Annotated in this window: 20 protein-coding genes; 6 read left to right on the forward strand and 14 right to left on the reverse strand. The window is 72.4% G+C overall.

Annotated features, from left to right (window positions below; genetic code table 11):
• Positions 1 to 1059 (forward strand): cytochrome d ubiquinol oxidase subunit II, encoded by a 1059-nt coding sequence (gene cydB / locus ACI379_RS07340; protein ID WP_439791428.1) that lies wholly within the window; start codon positions 1 to 3, stop codon positions 1057 to 1059.
• Positions 1056 to 4415, forward strand: a complete 3360-nt coding sequence (gene cydD, locus ACI379_RS07345) for a thiol reductant ABC exporter subunit CydD (RefSeq protein WP_439791429.1) — start codon at positions 1056 to 1058, stop codon at positions 4413 to 4415. The genes cydB and cydD overlap by 4 nt, the downstream gene beginning before the upstream one ends.
• On the opposite strand, the gene ACI379_RS07350 is transcribed toward cydD, so the two are convergent.
• The 4 genes from ACI379_RS07350 to ACI379_RS07365 all read right to left on the reverse strand — a co-directional run bounded on the left by ACI379_RS07350 (position 4372) and on the right by ACI379_RS07365 (position 9831).
• A complete protein-coding gene (locus tag ACI379_RS07350; RefSeq protein ID WP_439791430.1) occupies positions 4372 to 6159 on the reverse strand; it encodes a sensor histidine kinase in 1788 nt (595 codons plus the stop codon). The two genes, cydD and ACI379_RS07350, sit on opposite strands and share 44 nt — an antisense overlap.
• A 113-nt stretch (positions 6160 to 6272) precedes the next feature.
• Positions 6273 to 7958: a ribonuclease J gene (locus ACI379_RS07355; RefSeq protein WP_439791431.1), complete on the reverse strand. Its 1686-nt coding sequence runs from the start codon at positions 7956 to 7958 to the stop codon at positions 6273 to 6275.
• A 32-nt stretch (positions 7959 to 7990) separates the two neighbouring features.
• The gene (gene dapA, locus ACI379_RS07360; RefSeq protein WP_439791432.1) at positions 7991 to 8881 is read right to left on the reverse strand and encodes a 4-hydroxy-tetrahydrodipicolinate synthase; all 891 of its coding nucleotides are present in this window, start codon (positions 8879 to 8881) and stop codon (positions 7991 to 7993) included.
• Positions 8882 to 8907: 26 nt separating this feature from the next.
• Entirely contained in the window at positions 8908 to 9831 is a 924-nt protein-coding gene (locus tag ACI379_RS07365; protein ID WP_439791433.1) for an LLM class F420-dependent oxidoreductase, read from the reverse strand.
• 132 nt (positions 9832 to 9963) lie between these two features.
• On the opposite strand from ACI379_RS07365, the gene ACI379_RS07370 reads away from it, so the two are divergent.
• Entirely contained in the window at positions 9964 to 11406 is a 1443-nt protein-coding gene (locus ACI379_RS07370) for a protein adenylyltransferase SelO (protein WP_439791434.1), read from the forward strand.
• A 21-nt stretch (positions 11407 to 11427) separates the two neighbouring features.
• Here the strand turns inward: ACI379_RS07370 and ACI379_RS07375 are convergent, their stop codons facing one another.
• From ACI379_RS07375 to gcvT, 9 genes are all read right to left on the reverse strand, one after another.
• Positions 11428 to 11829, reverse strand: a complete 402-nt coding sequence (locus ACI379_RS07375; protein ID WP_439791435.1) for an NUDIX hydrolase — start codon at positions 11827 to 11829, stop codon at positions 11428 to 11430.
• 65 nt (positions 11830 to 11894) lie between these two features.
• The gene (locus ACI379_RS07380) at positions 11895 to 12269 is read right to left on the reverse strand and encodes a GntR family transcriptional regulator (protein ID WP_439791436.1); all 375 of its coding nucleotides are present in this window, start codon (positions 12267 to 12269) and stop codon (positions 11895 to 11897) included.
• Positions 12256 to 12744, reverse strand: coding sequence for a dihydrofolate reductase (locus ACI379_RS07385; RefSeq protein WP_439791437.1), 489 nt, complete (start codon positions 12742 to 12744; stop codon positions 12256 to 12258). Before ACI379_RS07385 ends, ACI379_RS07380 begins: the two co-directional genes overlap by 14 nt.
• The gene (locus ACI379_RS07390) at positions 12744 to 13553 is read right to left on the reverse strand and encodes a thymidylate synthase (protein ID WP_439791438.1); all 810 of its coding nucleotides are present in this window, start codon (positions 13551 to 13553) and stop codon (positions 12744 to 12746) included. The genes ACI379_RS07385 and ACI379_RS07390 overlap by 1 nt, the downstream gene beginning before the upstream one ends.
• 16 nt (positions 13554 to 13569) lie before the next feature.
• On the reverse strand, positions 13570 to 14400 hold the full coding sequence (locus tag ACI379_RS07395; RefSeq protein ID WP_439791439.1) for a PhzF family phenazine biosynthesis protein: 831 nt from the start codon (positions 14398 to 14400) through the stop codon (positions 13570 to 13572).
• Between the two features lie 39 nt (positions 14401 to 14439).
• Entirely contained in the window at positions 14440 to 14928 is a 489-nt protein-coding gene (locus tag ACI379_RS07400) for a GNAT family N-acetyltransferase (RefSeq protein ID WP_439791440.1), read from the reverse strand.
• The gene (locus ACI379_RS07405) at positions 14925 to 15710 is read right to left on the reverse strand and encodes a class I SAM-dependent methyltransferase (RefSeq protein WP_439791441.1); all 786 of its coding nucleotides are present in this window, start codon (positions 15708 to 15710) and stop codon (positions 14925 to 14927) included. Before ACI379_RS07405 ends, ACI379_RS07400 begins: the two co-directional genes overlap by 4 nt.
• 13 nt (positions 15711 to 15723) lie before the next feature.
• Positions 15724 to 15975 carry a hypothetical protein gene (locus ACI379_RS07410; protein ID WP_439791442.1) on the reverse strand — a complete coding sequence of 84 codons (252 nt, stop codon included), beginning with the start codon at positions 15973 to 15975 and terminating at the stop codon, positions 15724 to 15726.
• Positions 15975 to 17096: a glycine cleavage system aminomethyltransferase GcvT gene (gcvT, locus tag ACI379_RS07415; protein ID WP_439791443.1), complete on the reverse strand. Its 1122-nt coding sequence runs from the start codon at positions 17094 to 17096 to the stop codon at positions 15975 to 15977. The genes ACI379_RS07410 and gcvT overlap by 1 nt, the downstream gene beginning before the upstream one ends.
• A 67-nt stretch (positions 17097 to 17163) precedes the next feature.
• Between gcvT and ACI379_RS07420 the strand changes: the two genes are divergently transcribed.
• Positions 17164 to 18684: a leucyl aminopeptidase gene (locus tag ACI379_RS07420; protein ID WP_439791444.1), complete on the forward strand. Its 1521-nt coding sequence runs from the start codon at positions 17164 to 17166 to the stop codon at positions 18682 to 18684.
• Positions 18685 to 18720: 36 nt separating this feature from the next.
• Here ACI379_RS07420 and ACI379_RS07425 read toward each other — a convergent pair whose 3' ends face one another.
• A complete protein-coding gene (locus ACI379_RS07425) occupies positions 18721 to 19080 on the reverse strand; it encodes a hypothetical protein (protein WP_439791445.1) in 360 nt (119 codons plus the stop codon).
• A gap of 100 nt (positions 19081 to 19180) precedes the next feature.
• Between ACI379_RS07425 and lpdA the strand changes: the two genes are divergently transcribed.
• Together lpdA and ACI379_RS07435 are read left to right on the forward strand one after the other, a co-directional pair.
• Entirely contained in the window at positions 19181 to 20557 is a 1377-nt protein-coding gene (lpdA, locus tag ACI379_RS07430; protein ID WP_439791446.1) for a dihydrolipoyl dehydrogenase, read from the forward strand.
• A gap of 95 nt (positions 20558 to 20652) precedes the next feature.
• Positions 20653 to 20996: biotin/lipoyl-containing protein (locus ACI379_RS07435; protein WP_439791447.1), on the forward strand; the 344-nt coding region annotated here is incomplete at its 3' end.

Here is a 20996-nt window from a genome sequence, read left to right on the forward strand (position 1 = left end):
ATGGAACTCACCACCATCTGGTTCGCCCTGGTCGCCATCCTGTGGATCGGGTACTTCTGCCTCGAGGGCTTCGACTTCGGCGTCGGCATGCTGCTTCCCGTCCTGGCCAAGGACGAGAAGGAGCGCCGCGTCATGTACAACACGATCGGCCCCGTCTGGGACGGCAACGAGGTCTGGCTGCTCACGGCCGGCGGCGCGATCTTCGCCGCCTTCCCCCTGTGGTACGCCACCCTCTTCAGCGGGTTCTTCCTGCCGCTGCTGCTGATCCTGGTCGCCCTCATCGTGCGCAACCTCGCCTTCGACTACCGCGGCAAGAAGGACTCCGAGCCGTGGCGTCGTGGTTGGGACCTGGCCGCGATCCTCGGGTCGTACGTCCCCGCTCTCCTGTGGGGCGTGGCGTTCGCCAACATCGTCGCCGGTACCAAGATCGAGCCGCTGGGCGACAACCCGCCCGAGGCCCGTTTCCTCGAGTACACCGGCTTCCCGGTCTTCGACCTGCTCAACCCGCTGGGCATCCTGGGTGGCCTGGTCACCCTGACCCTCTTCATGACCCACGGCGCGATGTTCGTCGCCCTCAAGACCGACGGCGACATCCGGCACCGTGCCCGGGCGCTCTCGGTCAAGATCGGTCTGGTGGCCGCCGTGCTCGCCGTGGCGTTCATGGTCTGGATGCAGGTCAAGACCGGATCCGTCGGCTCCGCGGTCGCCTTCGTCCTGGCCGCGGTCACCCTGCTGGGCGGACTGGCCATGGCCCGGGCCGGACGTGAGGGCTGGGCCTTCACCGGCACCTTCCTCACCATCGCGTTCGCGGTCGCCGGGCTCTTCCTGGCGCTGTTCCCCGACGTGATGCCGTCCTCGATCGACCCGGCGTTCTCGCTGACCGCGGAGAACGCGGCGTCCACGCCGTACACGCTGAAGCTGATGACGATCGTGGCGCTGGTCTTCACGCCCCTGGTCCTGCTCTACCAGGCCTGGAGCTACTGGGTCTTCCGCAAGCGCATCGCCGTGCACCACATCCCCGACCCGGTGGCCGACACCGTGTCCGGGCCGGCCGCGTGAAGCCACTCGACCCGCACGTCCTCGGCCACCTCCGCCCCGCTCGCGGGGCGTTGGTGGCCGTGGTCGTGTCCGGGCTGCTCAACGGGCTCCTCACCGTCGCCCAGGCCTTCGTCCTGGCCGCGCTCGTGGTGGGCCTGGTCACCGACCACACCGACACCGTCTGGCACACGTACGCCCTGGTGCTGCTCGCCATCGTGCTCGGCCGCGCGCTGCTGGCGTGGGTGGGCGACGTCAGCGCCGACCGCGCCGCCGGGCAGGTGTCGAAGCACCTGCGCCGCCGCCTCCTCGAGGCCACCCGCCTCCTGCCCGCCCACCGACGCCCGGACCCCAGCGAGCTCGCCGTCCTGTGCACCCGCGGCATGAGCGCGCTGGAGCCGTACGTCACCCGCTACCTGCCGGCACTCGTACCGGCCGTGGTCCTGCCCGTCGCCACCGTCGTGGCGATCTGGTCGCAGGACTGGATCGCCGGGCTGATCGTGGTCTGCACCCTCCCCCTCGTGCCCCTCTTCGCCGCCCTCATCGGGTCGGTGACCCAGGACAAGGCGGACCGGCAGTGGCGTGCCATGGCCACCCTGTCGGGGCACTTCCTCGACGTGGTCCGGGGCCTGCCGACGCTCGTCGCGCACCGCCGCGCCACCGCGCAGGTCTCCACCATCCGCACGGTCACCCACCGGCACCGGCGCGCCACCATCGAGACCCTCAAGGTCGCCTTCGCCTCCTCCACGGTCCTCGAGCTGATCGCCACCCTCTCGGTGGCGCTCGTCGCGGTGGCCGTGGGCCTGCGGCTCGCCGCCGGCAACGTCGAGTTCCAGGTCGCCCTGACCGTCCTGCTCCTCGCCCCCGAGGCGTACTGGCCGCTGCGCCGGGTCGGAGCCGAGTTCCACGCCGCCGCCGAGGGCACCGCCTCCCTGGCCGAGGCGGACGCCCTGCTCGACCAGCCCCCCGCCTCACGCGGCACCACGGTGCCCGTCGGCACCGGGGTCCAGCTCGTCGACCTCCAGGTGGGCCACCCCGGCGGCCCCGCCCTGGTCGCGCCGCTCACCCTCACGCTGCCGCGCTCCGGACTGGTCGCGGTCACCGGTCCCTCGGGGTGCGGCAAGTCCACTCTCCTGACCACCCTGCGCGGCGACCTGGTCGCGGCGGGTGGGGAGATCCGCATCGGCGACGTCCCCTTGAGCGAGGTCGACCCCGCCTGGTGGCACGCCCAGGTCGCCTGGGCACCCCAGCGTCCGTGGCTGCTGGCCGGGACGATCGGCGACAACGTACGCGTCGGACGGCCCACTGCCAGCGACGGCGACGTGTGGGAGGCCCTGGCGCGCGTCGACCTGGCCGCGCACGTCCAGAGTCTGCCGTGGGGGCTCCGGACCCCGCTCGGCGAGGACGGCGCCGGGCTGTCCGCCGGCCAGCGCGCCCGGGTCGCCCTGGCCCGCGTCGTGCTGGCGGGGCGTCCGGTCGTCGTGCTGGACGAACCGACGGCGCACCTCGACGAGGAGACCGAGCGGATCCTGCTCGACACGCTGCGCGACCTGTCGCGCGAGGCGCTCATCGTGACCGTGGCGCACCGACCGGCCGTCGTCGAGGCAGCCGACGTCGTCGTCGCGCTCACGCCCCTGTCCGCCCCCGGCCCCGCCCCGGCGGACGCGGTCGAGCAGCCGGCCACCGTGCCGGCGCCCGTCGTACCGGTCGAGGACGTCAGCGACGCCGCCGACCGCTCCCGCTGGGGCATGGCGACCGCCACCCTGCTCGGCGCGCTGTCGGTCGGTTCGGGCGTCGCGCTCACGGCCACGGCCGGGTGGCTCATCACCCGCGCCTCCGAGCACCCGCCGGTCCTGCACCTCATGGTCGCCATCGTGGGCGTGCGCATGTTCGGTCTGGCCCGACCCGCACTGCGCCACGCTGAGCGGCTCATCTCGCACGACGCGGTCCTGCGCGACCTCGCCGAGCGGCGCGCGGCCGTGTACGAGGCGCTCGTGCCTCTGGTGCCTGGCCGTCTCGGTCCCCGTCGCGGGGATCTCCTGACCCGGGTCGTCGATGACGTGGACGCCGTCCTGGACGCGACGCTGCGGGTACGTCAGCCGGTGGTCACCAGCTGCCTCGTCGGTCTCGGGGCGGCCGTCTTCGGGGCGTGGCTCCACCTTCCCGCTGGCGGCGTCCTCGCCCTGGTGGCCCTCGCCGGCCCACTGGCCTTCGTCCTGGCCCGTACGGCCACCAGCAGCGCCGAACGCCGGCTCGTGGCCGCGCGCGCCGAGCTCTCGGTGCGTCTGGAGGAGATCGGTTCCGGCCTCGGCGAGCTGGAGCAGTGGCAGGCCATCGAGAAGGCGTTCGAACGCGTCGACGTCGTCGCCGACGACCTGGCCGCTGCCTCGGCGACGTCAGTACGCGGCACGGCCGGCGGCCGTGCGCTCGCCCAGGCCGTCGCGGGGGCGGGTGTGGTGGCGATGGCGTGGGCCACGTCGGGCCACGTGGCCGGCGAGACGCTGGCCCTGCTGCTCCTGCTGCCGCTCGCGCTCGTGGACGCGACCGCGCCCCTCGCCGACGCGGGCGCCCTGTCCGTACGCACCGCCGCTGCGCGCGCCCGGCTCGACGAGCTCACCCGCCAGGCCCCGGCCGTCACCGAACCTGTCGAGCCGCTCCCGCTGCCCGCCGGGCACGACCTCCGGCTGCGCGGGGTCAGCGCCGCGTGGGACGAGGAGGTCTCGTTGGCCCCCGTCGACCTGGACCTGGCACCCGGCGACCGGGTCGGGGTGGTCGGACCGTCGGGGTGCGGCAAGTCCACGCTGGCAGCCGTGCTGATGCGCTACCTCGACCCGGCCTCGGGCGAGTACCTGCACGGCGGCACGGACGCCCGGCAGCTGGGCATCGACGACCTGCGCAGCCGGGTCGGACTGGTCGACGACGACCCGCACGTCTTCGCCTCGACCGTGGCCGAGAACGTACGGCTCGCCGCGCCCGGCAGCACCGACGAACAGGTCGGCGCCGCCCTCGAACGCGCGCACCTGGGTGCCTGGGTCTCGACCCTTCCCGAGGGCATGCACACCTTCGTCGGCACCGGGCACCGTGACGTGTCGGGCGGTGAACGGGCGCGGATCGCTCTGGCGCGTGCGGTCCTGGCCGACCCGGCGGTCCTGGTGCTCGACGAACCGACCGCCCACCTGGACAGCGCGACCGCGGCTGCGGTCACCGACGACCTGCTGGGCGCGGAGCGTGGAGCCGACCGGTCGGTCGTGTGGATCACCCACACCGCCGTCGGGCTGGACCGGATGCACCGGGTGCTCAGCCTCGAGGCACCCGACGCCCGCGACGGGGTTGCTGTCACTCGTCGGGACGAGGCCCCTGCACCGGCAGCCGGAAGGTGAACACGCTGCCCTGACCGGGCTCGGACTCCACCTCGATCTCGCCGCCCTGCGCGGTGGCGATCCGCCGCGAGATGGCGAGTCCGAGCCCGGTCCCGGGGATCGACAGGGCATCGGTGTTGGTCGAGCGGTGGAACGGCGAGAAGATGTGCTCGATGTCGAAGCTGGAGATCCCCAGCCCGGTGTCCGCGACCCGCACCCACAGGGTGTCCCCGTCGCCACCGACCGAGACGTCGACCCGTCCGCCGCGCATCGTGTACTTCACCGCGTTGTCGACGAGGTTGTCGATGACGGTCCCCAGCTCCTCGGGGTCGCCGTACGTGTCCACAGGTCCCGCGGGGGCGGTGAACGTGAGGTGGACGCCCATGGTGTCGGCCCGGACCTCGAGCAGGTCACGGCTGGCCTGGGCCAGCTCGACGAGGTCGACACGTTGGCGCAGCGCCTCCCGGCGCGAGTGGACCCGGGAGTAGTTGAGCAGGTTGCCGACCAGCTGGTTGAGACGCTGGGCGTTGCGGGTGATGGCGTGCACCGACGCCGCGTCCGGGTACCGGTCCGAGAGCATCTCGGCGTGCCCGATGATCGCCGTCAGCGGCGTCTTCAGCTCGTGGGAGATCGTCGCCATCAGCTCGCTGCGGTACCGGGCGAGCTCGCGCAGCTCGGTGACGAGACGCTGCTCGGTCTCCAGCAGCCTCGCGCGCGCGACCACGTTGCCCAGCTCGCGCGTCACCTCGCGCAGCACGAACTGCTCCGCCCCGCTGATCGGCTGGCGCGAGGGCGAGAACGCGACCGCGAGGTACCCGATGAGCCGGGTCCCGGAGTGGATCCGCGTGATCATCATGCGGTCCGCACGCACGCCGCGCAGCACGCTCTGCAGCGCCTCCCAGCTGTCGGGTAGCTCCTCGGAGCCGGAGTCGTAGATGGTGACCTCGACCGGCCGGGTCAGGATGGTCCCCGAGCGGGCCAGGTCCATGCGCAGGTCGAGGATGTCGTCCTCGGGGACCATGACGTACGGGTAGCCCGAGACGTACTCGGGCGCGGGGTCGGACTCCGGGTACAGGCGCAGCCAAACCTGCCGGGCCCGCAGCCCTTGGGCGATCGACTGGGCGGCGACCTCGAGGATCTGCTCCAGCCCGCCCGCTCCCCCGGCGCGCGCGATCTGGCTCATCATGTCGCCCAGGCGCAACCGCTCTGTCAGCTGCTCGCGCTGCTGGGCGTTGGAGAGCGCGAGCCCGGCCTGGACGACGAACATCTCCAGCAGCTCGCGCTCAGCCTGCCCCGGGATGCGCCCGTGCGGCGGCAGGTCGACGGCCATGTTGCCGAGCAGCTCACCGGTGGCCGAGTACAGCGGTGCGTAGAGGGCGTCCTCCGGGTGCCACGCGTCCGCGTCCTCGAGCTGGGGCAGGTCAGGGATCCAGGCCGCGCGGCGCCGCGCGTCGGACATCCGGCCGTGCGGGACGAAGCGCAGGATGCCCCACTTGTCGGCCTGCCGGAACTCGTCGAGGATCTGGTCGGCGGGCGTCCGGCGCCCGAGGATCTGCTGCTTCACCGCGTCGGGGCCGGCGACGTTGGTCATCACCAGCATCGAGCCCTCGAGCCGCGCGATCGCGGCCACGCCGTAGCCGAGCACCTCGACCACACCCGTGGCGATCTCCTCGAGGACGTCGGCGGTGTCCGTGGAGGAGTTGACGCGCCGCATCAGCTCCGAGAGGCGGCGTACGGCGAGGCGTGGCTCGACACTGTCCGGCACCTGCACCACCCCGCTCCCGAGTGCTCGGGCAGGCCAGGGCGGCCCACCGCTGCACGGAGTCTAGGGACAGTGGGGCACCGGCGGCACCAACCCGCCGGTGCCAGTTGCCGCGGTCAGGCCTCGATGACGACCGGGATGATCATCGGGCGACGGCGGTGCGCCCGGTTGACCCAGCGTCCCACCGTGCGGCGGATCGTCTGCTGCAGCTGGTACGCGTCGTCCACACCCTCGGCCACCGCAGCCTCCAGGGCGTCGATGATCGGCTGCCGGATCGTGTCGAAGGTGGCCTCGTCCTCGGCGAACCCGCGGGCCTGGATCTCGGGGCCGCTCACGATCTTGCCGGTGTTGGAGTCGATCACCACGATGATCGAGATGAACCCCTCCTCGCCCAGGATCCGACGGTCCTTGAGCGAGGACTCGGTGATGTCGCCGATCGTGGTGCCGTCGACGAACACGTAACCGCAAGGCACCTTGCCGACGACCTTCGCCACCCCGTCGACCAGGTCGACGACCACGCCGTCCTCGGCGAGCACGACGTTCTCGACGCCGGTCTTGCGGGCCAGCTCGGCGTTGGCGACCATGTGCCGGATCTCGCCGTGGACCGGCATCACGTTGCGCGGCTTGACGATGTTGTAGCAGTACAGGAGCTCGCCGGCGCTGGCGTGGCCGCTGACGTGGACCAGCGCGTTGCCCTTGTGCACCACGTTGGCGCCCCAACGGGTCAAGCCGTTGATGACCCGGAACACCGCGTTCTCGTTGCCGGGGATCAGCGAGGAGGCCAGGACGACGGTGTCGCCCTTCTCGATGTGCACGAAGTTGTGGTTGCGCTGCGCGATCCGGCTCAGCGCCGACAGCGGCTCGCCCTGCGAGCCGGTGGAGATGAGCACCTGACGCTCGGGAGCCAGGTCGGCCAGCTCCTTGGCATCGACGATGAGGCCCGGCGGCACCGTCAGGTAGCCCAGGTCGCGCGCGATGGCCATGTTGCGGACCATCGAGCGACCCACGTACGCAACCTTGCGGCCGTGCGCCTCGGCGGCGTCGAGGATCTGCTGGACGCGGTGCACGTGCGAGGCGAAGCAGGCCACGATCAGCCGGCCCTCGGACTTGTTGAAGACGCGGTCGATGACCGGGGTGATGTCGGCCTCGGGCGTGGTGAAGCCGGGGACCTCGGCGTTGGTGGAGTCGGTGAGGAAGAGGTCGACGCCCTCCTCCCCCAGCCGCGCGAAGGCACGCAGGTCGGTGATCCGACCGTCGAGCGGCAGCTGGTCCATCTTGAAGTCACCCGTGTGCAGCACCATGCCGGCGCCGGTACGGATGGCGACGGCGAGCGCGTCGGGGATGGAGTGGTTGACGGCCACGAACTCGAGCTCGAACGGCCCGAACTGCAGCACGTCGCCCTCGCTGACGACGTGGTGGACGGTCTCGCGCAGGCGGTGCTCGCGCAGCTTGGCGCCGAGCAGGGCCAGGGTGAGCTCCGAGCCGACCAGGGGGATGTCGCCGCGCTCGCGCAAGAGGTACGGCGTGGCACCGATGTGGTCCTCGTGCCCGTGGGTGAGAACGAGCGCCTCCACCTCGTCGAGGCGGTCCCGGATGGCGTCGAAGTCCGGGAGGATCAGGTCGACGCCCGGGTGGTGCTCCTCGGGGAAGAGCACCCCGCAGTCGACGATGAGCAGGCGGTCGTCGTACTCGAAGACCGTCATGTTGCGGCCGATCTCGCCGAGGCCGCCCAGGGCCATGACGCGCAGACCGCCTTCGGGGAGGGGGCCGGGGATGCTCAGCTCGGGGTGCGGGTGGCTCAAGAGGATTCCTCGGTTCGGTGAGGCGGCGTGCGTCAGAGCAGGCCGGCTGCGGTGAGGCCGACGCGCAGGGCGGCGACCTCGTCGTCGTCCAGCGCCACCAGGGGGCCGCGGACGTTGCGGTTGTCGAGCACGCCGAGCAGCTGCAGGGCAGCCTTGGCGGTGGTGGCTCCGTAGTTGGCGACCCCCATCACGGCGTCGAACGCCGGGAGCAGGGAGAGGTGGATGCGCAGGGCCTCGTCGCGGTCGCCGGCGTTGTACGCGTCGATCATCGCGGCGAGCTGGTTGCCCGCGGCGTGGGCAACCACGGAGACCAGGCCGACAGCACCGTAGGCGAGGTAACCCAGGGTCGCCTCGTCGTCGCCGGAGTAGATCGAGTAGCCCAGCTGGGCGACGCGGGCGCTGCGGTCGAGCTGACCGGTGGCGTCCTTGACGGCCAGCACGTGGTCGTAGGAGCTCATCGCCTCGTACGTGGGGAGCTCGATGATCGTGGCGGTGCGGCCGGGCACGTCGTACAGCATCACCGGCAGCTCGGTGGCCTCGACCACGGAGCGGAAGTGGTGCAGGGTGCCCGCCTGGCCGGGCTTGTTGTAGTACGGCGTGACGAGCAGGACGCCGTCGACGCCGACCTTGGCCGCCTGCTCGGCGAGCTCGACGGAGTGCGCGGTGGAGTTGGTCCCCACGCCCGCGATGACGACGGCGTCGCCACCGACGGCGTCCTTGACCGCCGCCAGGATCTCACCGTCCTCGGGGACCGTGGTGGTCGGCGCCTCGCCGGTGGTGCCGCTGACCACGACACCGTCGGAGCCGTTGGCCACGAGGTGGGCGGCGATCCGGGCGGTGCCGTCGAGGTCGACGGAGCCGTCGTCCTGGAAGGCCGTGGCCATCGCGGTGAGCAGGCGTCCGAACGGCGCAGAGGAACTCATGGGGACAGAATATCGCTGTCGGGCGCTCACACCTGCGGCGCGACCCGCTCCGAGACCAGCGCGAGGTGGTCGAGGTCGCTCAGGTCGAGCACCTGGAGGTAGATCCGCTGGGCGCCGGCCTCGGCGTACGCGTTGATCTTGTCGGCCACCTCGTCGGGCGTCCCGGCGAGTCCGTTGAGGCGCAGCTCGGCCTTCTCACGCCCGATCGCGGCAGCGCGCCGGTCGATCTCGGCCTCGTCCTCGCCCACGCAGAGCACCAGGGCGTTGGACCAGGTCACGCTGGCCGGGTCACGCTCGATCGCCTCGCAGGCGCGGGCCACCCGGTCGAACTGGGCGCGGGTGGCCTCGAGGTCGACGAAGGGCAGGTTGAACTCGTCGGCGTAGCGGGCCGCGAGGGCGGGCGTCCGCTTCTTGCCGAGGCCACCGATGAGGACCGGCGGCTTCGCCTGGGCGGGCTTGGGCAGGGCGGGCGAGTCGGCCAGCTGGTAGTGCTCGCCGGCGAAGTCGTACGTCTGCCCCTCCGGGGTCGCCCACAGGCCGGTGACGATCTCGAGCTGCTCCTCGTACCGGTCGAATCGCTCGCCGGTGCCGGGGAACGGGATGCCGTACGCGGTGTGCTCCTGGGTGAACCAGCCAGCCCCGAGGCCGAGCTCCACGCGACCACCGCTCATCTGGTCGACCTGGGCGACCTGGATCGCCAGCACGCCCGGGTGACGGAACGTGGCCGAGGTCATCAGCGTGCCGAGGCGGATCGTCGAGGTGTCGCGCGCGAGGCCGGCCAGCGTCGTCCAGGCGTCCGTCGGGCCGGGCAGGCCGTCGCCGCCCATGGTCAGGTAGTGGTCGGAGCGGAAGAAGGCTCCGAAGCCGAGTTCCTCGGCCCGCAGCGCGACCGCGAGGAGGTCGTCGTAGGTGGCGCCCTGCTGGGGTTCGGTGAAGATGCGCAGCTCCATGGCCCCACCATGTCACGGGCCACCGACAGCCGTCCGGGTGAGGTGCCCGACGGTGCCCTGCAGGTGTGGGTCGAGCGCGGAGTGGCACACGTCGCCACGCTCCCGCCGAAGTAGCCCACCTAGGCTGGAGGCGTGGATCTCACCCTCGAGCACGACTTCGCCGACAACCTGCCCGCCCTCGCGCTGGACGCATCCGCCGCGCCCGCGCCCGCGCCGGCGCTGGTGGTCCTCAACGAGGAGCTGGCCGCCGACCTCGGGCTCGACGTGGACTGGCTGCGCAGCGACGAGGGGGTCCAGTTCCTCCTGGGCCACGCCCTGCCCGAGGGCGCGCACCCGGTCGCGATGGTCTACTCCGGACACCAGTTCGGCGGCTTCTCGCCGCGTCTGGGCGACGGCCGGGCTCTGCTGCTCGGCGAGCTGCGTACGACCCAGGGGCTGCGCGACCTCCACCTGAAGGGGTCGGGCCCCACCCCGCTCTCGCGCGGCGGCGACGGTCTGGCGGCGCTGGGTCCGATGCTGCGCGAGTACCTCGTCAGCGAGGCGATGCACGCCCTCGGCATCCCGACGACCCGCTCCCTGGCCGTCCTCACCACCGGGCAGGAGGTGCTGCGCGAGGAAGGTGCGCTGCCGGGTGCCGTCCTGGTGCGCGTGGCCTCCTCCCACCTGCGCGTCGGGTCGTTCCAGTACGCCCGGGCCGCCGACGACATGATGCTGCTGACCACGCTGACCCGCTACGCGATGCAGCGGCACCACCCCGACGCGGTGCACGCGGAGCACCCGCCGCTGGAGCTCTTCGAGCGGGTCGTGGCGGCGCAGGCCCGTCTGGTCGCGCAGTGGCTCTCGGTCGGGTTCGTGCACGGCGTCATGAACACCGACAACATGACCATCTCCGGCGAGACGATCGACTACGGCCCGTGCGCGTTCCTCGACGCGTACCGTCCGCAGACGGTCTTCAGCTCGATCGACACCGGCGGCCGGTACGCCTTCGGCCAGCAGCCGGTCATCGCCCAGTGGAACCTGGCCCGGTTCGCCGAGTCGCTGCTGCCGCTGCTCGCCGACGACGAGGCCGACGCGGTCGCGGCCGGCACCGCGGCGCTGGAGGCGTACGTCGGCCACTTCAACGACGCCTGGCTCGACGCGATGGCCGCCAAGCTCGGGGTTCCGCGCGACACCGAGGGTCTGCAGGAGCTCGTCGTCGACCTGCACGGGTACCTCGAGGCCAGCGCCGTCGACCACACGACCTTCTACCGGCACCTCGCCCGGGCCGCCCGCGGCGACTCCACCGCCGTACGCAACCAGACGCTGGAGCTGGAGCGGCTGGACGCCTGGCTGGACCGGTGGCTCGCGCTGGCCCCCGACGCCGACGCGATGGACGCCGCCAACCCGGTGCACATCCCCCGCAACCACCTCGTCGAGGAGGCGCTGGCCGCGGCCGTCGCCGGCGACCTGGCCCCGTTCACGGGCCTGCTCGCGGCGGTGCGGGCGCCGTACACGCCGATCGAGGGCGGCGAGCGCTACGCCGAGCCTGCCCCGGAGTCGTTCAACGAGGGCTTCCAGACGTTCTGCGGCACCTGAGGCCGCCGGGTCGGAGCGGGATCAGCGCTGGCCGGGCACGTGCCGCGCCCGCAGGATCGGCAGGACGTTGAACTCCAGCATCGGCGCCAGGTCGTCGTAGGTCCCGAAGATCTCGGTCCAACGGACCTCCGCGATCTCCGCGGCCGGCACCGGCTCACCGGGCAGGTCGGCCTCGAACACGGTGGAGTGGAGGCGGTGCCCGGGCTCGTTGGCGGCCTCGGACTCGAACTCGCCGACCAGCGTCAGCTCGCCGAGCTCCAGCCCGGTCTCCTCGCGCGTCTCGCGGATAGCGCACTCCGCCGCGGTCTCCCCCGGCTCCGGCTTGCCGCCGACGAGCATGAACCGTTCGGTGCCGGTCTTGCGGACGGTCAGGACCGCTCCGTCACGGACGAGGGCGACGGCCGACACGACGATGGTGGTCATCGCCCCAGTCTCCGTCAGGGACACCTCCGGGCCGACACCACCCCGAGGGTTGGGCCTGTCGCGCCTCAGCTCGACGCGTTGGGCCAGGCGTTCCGCAGCAGGACGACGGCCTCGTCGACCTCGAGCCCCAGCGAGCGTGCCGCCGAGGCGTACGCCAGGGCTGCCTCCCGCGACGCCCGCTCGGCGCCGCGACCGAGCACGACCGTCCCGGCCCGCCCACGCGTCGCGACGACGCCGGCGGCCTCGAGCTCCTTGTACGCCCGGGCCACCGTGTTGGCCGCCAGCCCGACCTCGGCCGCCAGGGCCCGTACGGGCGGCAGGCGGTCGCCCGGAGCCAGGGCGCCGGAGTCCACGGCGTCGGTGACCTGCTGCTTGACCTGCTCGAACGGCGGCACCGCTCCGTCGTGGTCGACGACGATCCTGATCTCAGAGATCGTCATCGCGACGCTCCCACCAGACCCACTCCAGCGAGGGGTCGAGGTCGGGACGCGAGATCCGGCGCACCTCGACCCACTCGTCGGGGTCGAACTCCGGGTACAGGACGTCCCCGTCGGGCTCGAGGCCCACCTCGGTGAGCACCTGCCCGGTCGCGTACGGCAGGGCGAGGGCGTAGATCTGGGCGCCGCCGGCGACGTACACCTCGTCGTCACCGGCCAGTGCCAGCGCCTCCTCGAGGCTGTGCGCGACGTCGACGCCCTCGTCCGTCCACGCCTCGTCGCGCGTGACGACGATCGTGCGACGCCCCGGCAGGGGTCGGCCGATCGACTCGTGCGTGACGCGGCCCATCACCAGGGTGTGGCCCAGCGTGGTGGCCTTGAAGTGCGCGAAGTCCTCGCGGCTGTGCCACGGGATGTCGGGGCCGTCGCCGATGACGCCGTTGCGGGCCCGGGCCGCGATCAGGGTGACCTGGCCCATCAGACGGCGATCGGGGCCTTGATGGCCGGGTGGGGGTCGTACCCCTCCACCCGGATGTCGTCCAGGTCGAACGCGTCGAGCTCGGTGACCTCGGGGTTGAGCCACAGCGTCGGCAGCGCCCGGGGCTCACGGGCCAGCTGCTCGCGGGCCTGGTCGACGTGGTTGAGGTAGAGGTGGGCGTCGCCGATGGTGTGCACGAACTCCCCCACCTTCAGGCCGGTCACCTGGGCGACCATGTGGGTGAGCAGGGCGTACGAGGCGATGTTGAACGGGATGCCCAGAAAGGTGTCGCCGCTGCGCTGGTACAGCTGGCACGACAGCTTGCCCGGCCCGTCAGCCTGCGGCGCGACGTAGAACTGGAACATGGTGTGGCACGGCGGCAGGGCCATGTCGTCCACGTCCGCGACGTTCCAGGCCGACACGATGTGCCGGCGCGAGTCCGGGTTCGTACGGATCGACTCGACCAGCTTGGCCAGCTGGTCGACGCGCGCACCGTCCGGGGTGGGCCAGGACCGCCACTGGTAGCCGTACACCGGCCCCAGGTCGCCGTTCTCGTCGGCCCACTCGTCCCAGATGCTGATGCCACGCTCCTGCAGCCAGCGCACGTTGGTGTCGCCGCGCATGAACCACAGCAGCTCGCCGAAGACGGAGCGCGTGTGGATCTTCTTGGTGGTGACCAGCGGGAAACCGTCGGCCAGGTCGAAACGCATCTGGTGCCCGAACACGCTCAACGTGCCGGTGCCGGTGCGGTCGGACTTCTCCACGCCGTCGTCGAGGATCCGCTGGAGAAGGTCGAGGTACTGACGCACGGGGCGAGCCTAACCCTCAGTCGAGGGTGACGGATCCGGTGATCGTCGTGCGCGTGTCGCCGCCCACCCACACCGTCCCGTCGATGCGCTGGACGTGCACCCGGCCGCGACGGCCCAGGGCGGCGCCCTGGGAGGCGACGTACGACTCCGGCACCTCCCCGGCGGCGATCAGCCACTGGCCCAACCCGGCGTTCAGGGAGCCGGTGACGGGGTCCTCCCCCACGGCCAGCTCGGGCGCGAATCCACGGACCTCGATGGCGCACTCGGAGCCCGACGGGTACAGCCCGACGATGCCGAGGTCGAGGTCGCCCATCTCGGCGAAGTCGGGGTCGACGTCGAGCACCGCCTGGGCGTCGACGAGCTGCGCGGCCACCCAGCCGGGACCGTTGTCGATCCACTCGGCCGCGAGGATCTCCGAGGAGTCGATCCGCAGCGACCGGGCGATCTGCTCGACGGTCTCCAGGTCGGCCGGCCCCGTCCGCATCAGCGGCGGGGCCGCGAAGGCGAGTCGGTCGTCGGAGCGCAGCTCGACCAGGCCGACGCCGCACTCCTGCACCACCGTCCCCGCCGTACGGGGCACGCCACCCGCCTCGAGCCACGCGTGCGCGCTCCCCAGAGTCGGGTGGCCCGCGAAGGGCAGCTCACCGGCGGGCGTGAAGATGCGCAGCCGGTAGTCGGCCGCAGGGTCGGTGGGGGTGAGCAGGAACGTGGTCTCGCTCAGGTTGGTCCAGCGGGCGAAACCCGCCATCGCCTCGTCGCTGAGACCGTCCGCGTCGTGCACCACCGCGACCGGGTTCCCGAGGAGCGGTTCGCTGGAGAAGACGTCGACCTGCCGGAAGGAGCGCATGGATCGAGCCTCGCACACCCGCCCAGCCCGATCGAGGGCTCAGGCCCCCAGGTTCGACAGGGCGGCGCCGTCGAGTCGGAACGTCGTCCACTCGTCCTGCGCCACGGCGCCCAGCGCCTCGTAGAAGGCGATCGAGGGCGCGTTCCAGTCGAGCACCCACCACTCCAGGCGCGTGTAACCCCGCTCGACGCAGATCTGCGCCAGCCGTTGCAGCAGCGCCTTCCCGAGGCCGGAGCCGCGCTGCTCGGGCAGCACGAACAGGTCCTCCAGCCAGATCCCGTGACGGCCGGTCCACGTGGAGAAGCTGAGGAACCACACGGCGATCCCCACGACCCGGCCGTCGACCTCGGCGACGTGGCAGAAGGCGCCCGCCGGCCCCTCGGTCGGGAACAGCGCCTGGCGGAAGTGGTCCTCGCCGGCCTCGACGGCGTCGGGCTCCTTCTCGTACACGGCCAGTGCGTGCACCAGCCGCAGGATCGCCGGGACGTCCTCGACCGTGGCGGGCCTGACCCGTGGGTCCGTGCTCATGCTGCTCCTCCTCGTCCGGGGGTGTACGACTCCGCGACCACCAGCAGGCACTCCACCTCGAAGGCCTGCTCACCGCTGTGGCGCTCGTGCCACAGCGCCGCCGCCCGTGCGCGCACCGCGTCGTCCTGGGCGCGCCAGCGCACCCCGAAGTTGCCGATCGAGGTCAGCCCGGCCCACAGGTCCTCGCCGTCGACGCGCCACGTCCAGCGCGGCGCCGAGGCGTGCACCACCTGCAGGCCCGCGTCCTGGGCGATCCGGGCGAGACCCGCCGGGGTGCGTTCGAAGTCGTCGGCCGGGTCCAGCCGCGGCAGGTCCGGGAGCACCGCTCCCGCCTCGTCCATCACGGCGCCGTACGCCAGCGCCTGCGGCGGCGGGGACGCGGACCAGACGGTCGCGACCAACCGCCCTCCCACGCGCAGCGCCGAGGCCAGCGAGCCCATCGCCTCGCGCGGGCGCGGCACGTGGTTGACGACGAAGTTGGCGGTGACCACGTCGGCCCCGCACAGCTCCTCGGGGATCTCCGCCAGGTCGGCCACGACGGCCTGCACTCCGGTTCGGGCGCGGGTGGCCTCGACCATCGAGGCGTCGCGGTCCAGGGCACTCACCCGGTGCCCCGCCCCGACCAGCGCGGCCGTCAGGTGTCCGGAGCCGCAGCCGGCGTCGAGGACGCGGCGCGGCGCCGCTCCGACCTGTGCCGTCACGAACGGAACCGCTCCCGCGCACAGGTGGGCGAAGCTGCGTTCGTACGGGCTCGCCACGCCCTCCCAGAGGTCCTGGGTCACCGCCCGCGCCCGCTCACGCGTGCAGGGACATCGGGCCGTAGACCTCGCGGTCGAACTCGACGAGAGTGACGGCGTCCACGCCCGCGGCGGCGAGGTCCGCGAAGACCTCCCCGACCCAGGACTCAGCCTCCGCCTGCGAGGCGAACCGCTCGTCACCGAACTCGTCGGCGGAGATGACGGACCCCGCGGCGTCCTCCAACCTCCACCACCAGGCCAGCTCGGGCGCCTCGACCGGCTGGGCCGGCGCGGGCTCGGGAGGCAGCATCAGGACTCTCGCACGGAGGTGTCGACGAAGGGCGGCTTGGTGATCTGGAAGATCTCGCGGCGGCCCCGCACGTCGACGCCGACCTCGGCCTCGGGGTTGGTACCCACCGGCACGTAGACCAGGCCGATGCCCTTGCGCAGGGTCGGCGAGAAGGTGCCGGAGGTGACGTCGCCGAGGGGCAGGTGCTGGGTGAGGCTGACCGACATCCCCGGGCGCGGGATGCCGCGGCCCTGGGCGACGATGCCGACGAGGCGGCGCTTGGCGCCCTCCTCCTTGATCGCCAGGAGCGCGTCGCGGCCCCAGAACTCGGGCTTCTTCCAGCCGACCGCCCACGACAGGCCGGCCTCGACGGCGTTGGTCTCCTCGGTGATGTCCTGCCCGTGCAGCGGGTAGCCCATCTCGGTGCGCAGGGTGTCGCGGGAGCCGAGGCCGCACGGCAGGATCCCGAACTCGGCACCGGCCTCCATCAGTGCGTCCCACAGGGCCGGCGCAGCCTCGTTGGCGACGATCACCTCGTACCCGCGCTCACCGGTGTAGCCGGTGCGGCAGACCACGAGGCCGACCTCGACCTCGCCCCCGTCGGTCCACGGGGCCTCCACGAACGACATGTAGTCCAGGTCGGCGGGCAGGCCGACGGCGCGCAGGAGCTCGTCGGAGCGGGTGCCCTGGACGGCCAGCACGGCGTACTTGTCGTGGTGGTCGAGGACCTTGACCTCCTCGGGGGCGGCGTCGGCGAGCTTGGCCGCGACGGCCGCGGAGTTGGCCGCGTTGGGCACCAGCAGGACGTGCTCGTCGTCGTGCCAGTACGCGATCAGGTCGTCCACGATCCCGCCGGCGTCGTTGCAGCACAGCGTGTACTGGGCCTTGCCGGGACCGACCTTGGCGAGGTCGTTGCTCAGGGTGGCGTTGACGAGGTCGGCGGCCCCGGGGCCGGAGACCATCACCTTTCCGAGGTGGGAGACGTCGAAGATGCCGACGGCCTCACGCACCGCGGTGTGCTCCTTGACCACGCCCGCCGCGTACTCCAGCGGCATGGACCAGCCGCCGAACTCCGCGAACTTCGCTCCCAACGCCTCGTGGCGCGCGTGGAGCGGGGACTGCTTCAGCTGTTCGTCCGCCATGGCGCAAACCTAGCGCAACAGGGCCTCCTGACCGGGGCAACCAGTCCCGCTCCCCTACGATGCTCCGGTGACCTCCACGTACAGTCTGCGCGCCGCCAGCCCCGCCAAGACCCGCGTCGATGCCGTCGTCGTCGGGGTCGTCTCCGGCGACAAGGGCCCGCACCTGTGCACCGCCGGCGCCGACGTCGCCGAGGCGTACGGCCGCAAGCTCCGCCCGCTGCTCTCGACGCTGGGCGTCAAGGGCAAGGCCGGCGAGGTCGCCAAGGTCCCCACCAACGGCACCATCAACTCCCCCCTGCTGGTCCTGGTCGGCCTCGGTGCCGACGAGTCCGACACCGCAGCCGTACGCAGGGCCGCGGGCGTGGCCGCACGCAGCATCCCCAACGCCGCCTCGGTCGCCCTCGCGCTCCCGGCGTCCACGCCCGAGGAGGCGGCCGCCGTCCTCACCGGGCACCGGCTCGGCGCCTACACCTACGACCGCTACAAGTCCGCCAAGCCCGAGGCCGGCGACCCCGGCACCGTCGTGGTGCTGAGCGCGGAGGCACGGCGCAACGAGATGGAGGAGGCGTTCAGCGCCGCCCAGGTGCTCGCCGACGCCGTGATCGCCACCCGCGACTGGGTCAACACTCCCCCCGCCGACCTCACGCCGCCCGCGTTCGCCGAGGCGGTCGCCGAGGCCCACGGCGCCCTCACCAAGGGCCGGGGCGCCCCTGAGGTCGCGATCGAGGTGTTCGACCACGAGCAGCTCGCCGAGATGGACTGCGGCGGCATCCTCTCGGTCGGCGACTCCTCCGACGCACCGGCCCGTCTGGTCCGCCTCGAGTGGGCGCCCGCCGACGCGGTCGGCCACGTCGCGCTCGTCGGCAAGGGCATCACCTTCGACTCCGGCGGCCTGTCCATCAAGCCGTCCTCCAGCATGACGGGGATGAAGGGCGACATGGCCGGCGCTGCCGCCGTCGTGCAGGCGACGTTCGCCATCGCCCGACTCGGCCTGCCCGTGCGCGTGACGACGTACGCCCCGATGGCCGAGAACATGGTCTCCGGCACCGCCACGCGACCCGGCGACGTGGTCACGATCCGCGGCGGACGCACCGTCGAGATCGCCAACACCGACGCCGAGGGACGGATGATCCTCGCCGACGCGATGGTGCTGGCCGCCGAGGACGAGCCCGACGTGCTCGTCGACATCGCCACCCTCACCGGCCACCTGCAGCTCGCGCTGGGCGACCGCGTGGGTGCCGTGCTGGGCTCCGACGACGTCGTCGCCGACGTCATCGCCGCCGGCCGGGTGGGCGGCGAGGCGCACTGGCCGATGCCGATCCCCGAGGAGATGGCCGAGCGGATCACCTCCTCCAAGGTCGCCGACCTGCTCCAGCACGACTGGGTCCGCTGGGGCGGCGGTCTCTACGCCGCCGCGTTCCTGCGCGAGTTCACCGCCGGCCTGCCGTGGGCGCACCTCGACATCGCCGGCAAGGAGATCAACTCCGGCGGCGCGTACGGGCACGTGGTTCCGGGCGCGACCGGGTTCGGCGTGGCGACACTGGTGGAGTTCGTGCGTCGCTTCGTCGAGTCGCGCTCCGAGGTGTGAGGGACGCCCGGCGGACCGTCGCCGGGCACCTGCAGGTCAGACCTCGCCGGCCTTCTTGCGCCGGTTCCAGTCCCGCATCCGCTGCGGGATGCCGACCACCGCGGCGTCGTAGGACGGCACGCTGTTGCGGTTCGCGAACTCGTGCGCCCACGCCACGCTGGGCACGCGCCGGCGGGTCCACTCACCGTCGTGGGCGACCAGCAGCAGCGTCACGTCGCTGACCGCCGTACGGGGCTCGACGAACCCCTCGACGCCGCGTCGCGAGGAGACGAAGGCTGCCAGGTGCTGGATGTCGGCACTGTCCGAGGCACGTACCCGGGTCGACCCCGTCCGCGTGGCGTCCTTGGCCGGCGCGCTCATCCGCCCGGAGCGGCGGAATCGATCAAGCAGTCCCATGGGGGCCATTGTGCCGCCCGGGCGAAGGGGTGGTGTGTGTCGGACCACAATGAGTGCAAAGATGGACCGGTCCTGGCTGATGGCACTCGAAGGGAACGACGTGAGCGACCCTGACTTCGACGTGGTGGTCCTCGGTGCTGGCTCGGGCGGGTACGCCTGCGCCCTGCGCGCCGCACAGCTCGGACTGAGCGTCGCCCTGGTCGAGGAGGCGAAGGTCGGCGGCACCTGCCTGCACGTCGGCTGCATCCCCACCAAGGCGCTGCTGCACGCCGCCGAGGTCGCCGACACCGCGCGCGGCGCGGAGGCGTTCGGCGTGCGCGCCACCCTCGACTCGATCGACATGGCCGGCGTCAACGCGTACAAGGACAAGGTCGTCAACCGCCTCTACAAGGGGCTCACCGGGCTCGTCTCCTCCCGCGGCGTCACCGTCGTCGAGGGCCGCGGCCGGCTGACGGGCCCGCGCACCGTGGAGGTCGCGGGGCGGGAGCTCACCGGCCGTCACCTGGTGGTCGCGACCGGTTCGTACAGCCGCAGCCTCCCCGGCCTGGAGGTCGACGGCGAGCGCGTCCTCACCTCCGAGCACGCCCTGGCCCTCGACCGGGTCCCGGACTCCGTCGTGGTGCTGGGCGGCGGCGTCATCGGGTGCGAGTTCGCCAGCGTGTGGCGCTCCTTCGGCGCCGAGGTGACGATCGTCGAGGCACTTCCGCGCCTGCTCGCGGCCGAGGACGAGACCTCCTCCAAGGCCCTCGAGCGGGCGTTCCGCAAGCGCGGCATCGCCTTCCGCACGGGCACCGCGTTCGAGTCCGTCGAGGCCACCGGCACGGGCGTACGCGTCCACGTCGCCGGCGGGGACGTCATCGAGGCCGACCTGCTCCTGGTCGCGGTCGGACGCGGGCCGTCCACCGAGGGCATCGGTCTGGAGGAGCAGGGCGTGGCGACCGACCGGGGCTTCGTCCTCGCCGACGAGCGGTGCCGCACCAACGTCGAGGGCGTGTACGCCGTCGGCGACGTCGTCCCCGGACTCCAGCTGGCGCACCGCGGCTTCCAGCAGGGCATCTTCGTGGCCGAGGAGATCGCCGGCCTGTCCCCCCGCGTCGTCCCCGACTCCGCGATCCCGCGGGTGACGTACACCCACCCGGAGGTCGCCTCCGTCGGCCTCGACGAGGCCACCGCCCGGGCCGAGCACGGCGACGCGGTGAGGACCCTGACGTACGACCTCGGCGGCAACGGGAAGAGCCAGATCCTCGCCACCCAGGGGTTCGTGAAACTGGTCGCCCTGGCCGACGGCCCCGTCCTGGGCGTCCACATGGTCGGCGACCGCGTCGGCGAGCTCATCGGTGAGGCCCAGCTCATCACCGGCTGGGAGGCGCACGCCGACGACGTGGCCCCGCTGGTCCACGCGCACCCCACGCAGAACGAGGCACTCGGCGAGGCCCACCTGGCGCTCGCCGGCAAACCGCTCCACGCACACACCTAGCAGCATCTTCTCGGCGCAAAGAGGAGGGCCGGTGGCGCACTCCTCCACCACGACGAGAGAGACTGAGACCAAGCACACTCGATCGAAGGAAACTCATGGCTTCCGAAGTAACCCTCCCCGCTCTCGGCGAGTCCGTCACCGAGGGCACCGTCACCCGCTGGCTCAAGCAGGTCGGTGACACCGTCGCGGTGGACGAGGCCCTGCTCGAGGTCTCCACCGACAAGGTCGACACCGAGATCCCCTCCCCCGTGGCGGGCGTCCTGCTGGAGATCAAGGCCAACGAGGACGACACCGTCGAGGTCGGCGCCGTGCTCGCCGTGATCGGTGAGGCCGGCGAGGGTGGCGGCGAGGCAGCTGCCGAGCAGCCCGCCGAGGAGACCCCGGCCGAGGCTCCGGCCGCTGAGGCTCCGGCCGCTGAGGCTCCGGCCGCTGAGGCTCC

The organism is Nocardioides sp. (genome assembly GCF_051876515.1).
Taxonomy (GTDB): Bacteria; Actinomycetota; Actinomycetes; order Propionibacteriales; family Nocardioidaceae; genus Nocardioides.

Bases quoted from the DNA above. Each gene is read 5' to 3' on its own strand.
- ACI379_RS07385 (WP_439791437.1), bottom strand. From the start codon at position 12,744: ATGGGCCAGGTCACCCTGATCGCGGCCCGGGCCCGCAACGGCGTCATC.
- ACI379_RS07380 (WP_439791436.1), bottom strand. From the start codon at position 12,269: ATGACGATCTCTGAGATCAGGATCGTCGTCGACCACGACGGAGCGGTG.
- gcvT (WP_439791443.1), bottom strand. From the start codon at position 17,096: ATGGCGGACGAACAGCTGAAGCAGTCCCCGCTCCACGCGCGCCACGAG.
- ACI379_RS07400 (WP_439791440.1), bottom strand. From the start codon at position 14,928: ATGAGCACGGACCCACGGGTCAGGCCCGCCACGGTCGAGGACGTCCCG.
- ACI379_RS07365 (WP_439791433.1), bottom strand. From the start codon at position 9,831: ATGGAGCTGCGCATCTTCACCGAACCCCAGCAGGGCGCCACCTACGAC.
- ACI379_RS07375 (WP_439791435.1), bottom strand. From the start codon at position 11,829: ATGACCACCATCGTCGTGTCGGCCGTCGCCCTCGTCCGTGACGGAGCG.
- ACI379_RS07425 (WP_439791445.1), bottom strand. From the start codon at position 19,080: ATGGGACTGCTTGATCGATTCCGCCGCTCCGGGCGGATGAGCGCGCCG.
- ACI379_RS07410 (WP_439791442.1), bottom strand. From the start codon at position 15,975: ATGCTGCCTCCCGAGCCCGCGCCGGCCCAGCCGGTCGAGGCGCCCGAG.
- ACI379_RS07395 (WP_439791439.1), bottom strand. From the start codon at position 14,400: ATGCGCTCCTTCCGGCAGGTCGACGTCTTCTCCAGCGAACCGCTCCTC.
- cydB (WP_439791428.1), top strand. From the start codon at position 1: ATGGAACTCACCACCATCTGGTTCGCCCTGGTCGCCATCCTGTGGATC.
- dapA (WP_439791432.1), bottom strand. From the start codon at position 8,881: ATGAGTTCCTCTGCGCCGTTCGGACGCCTGCTCACCGCGATGGCCACG.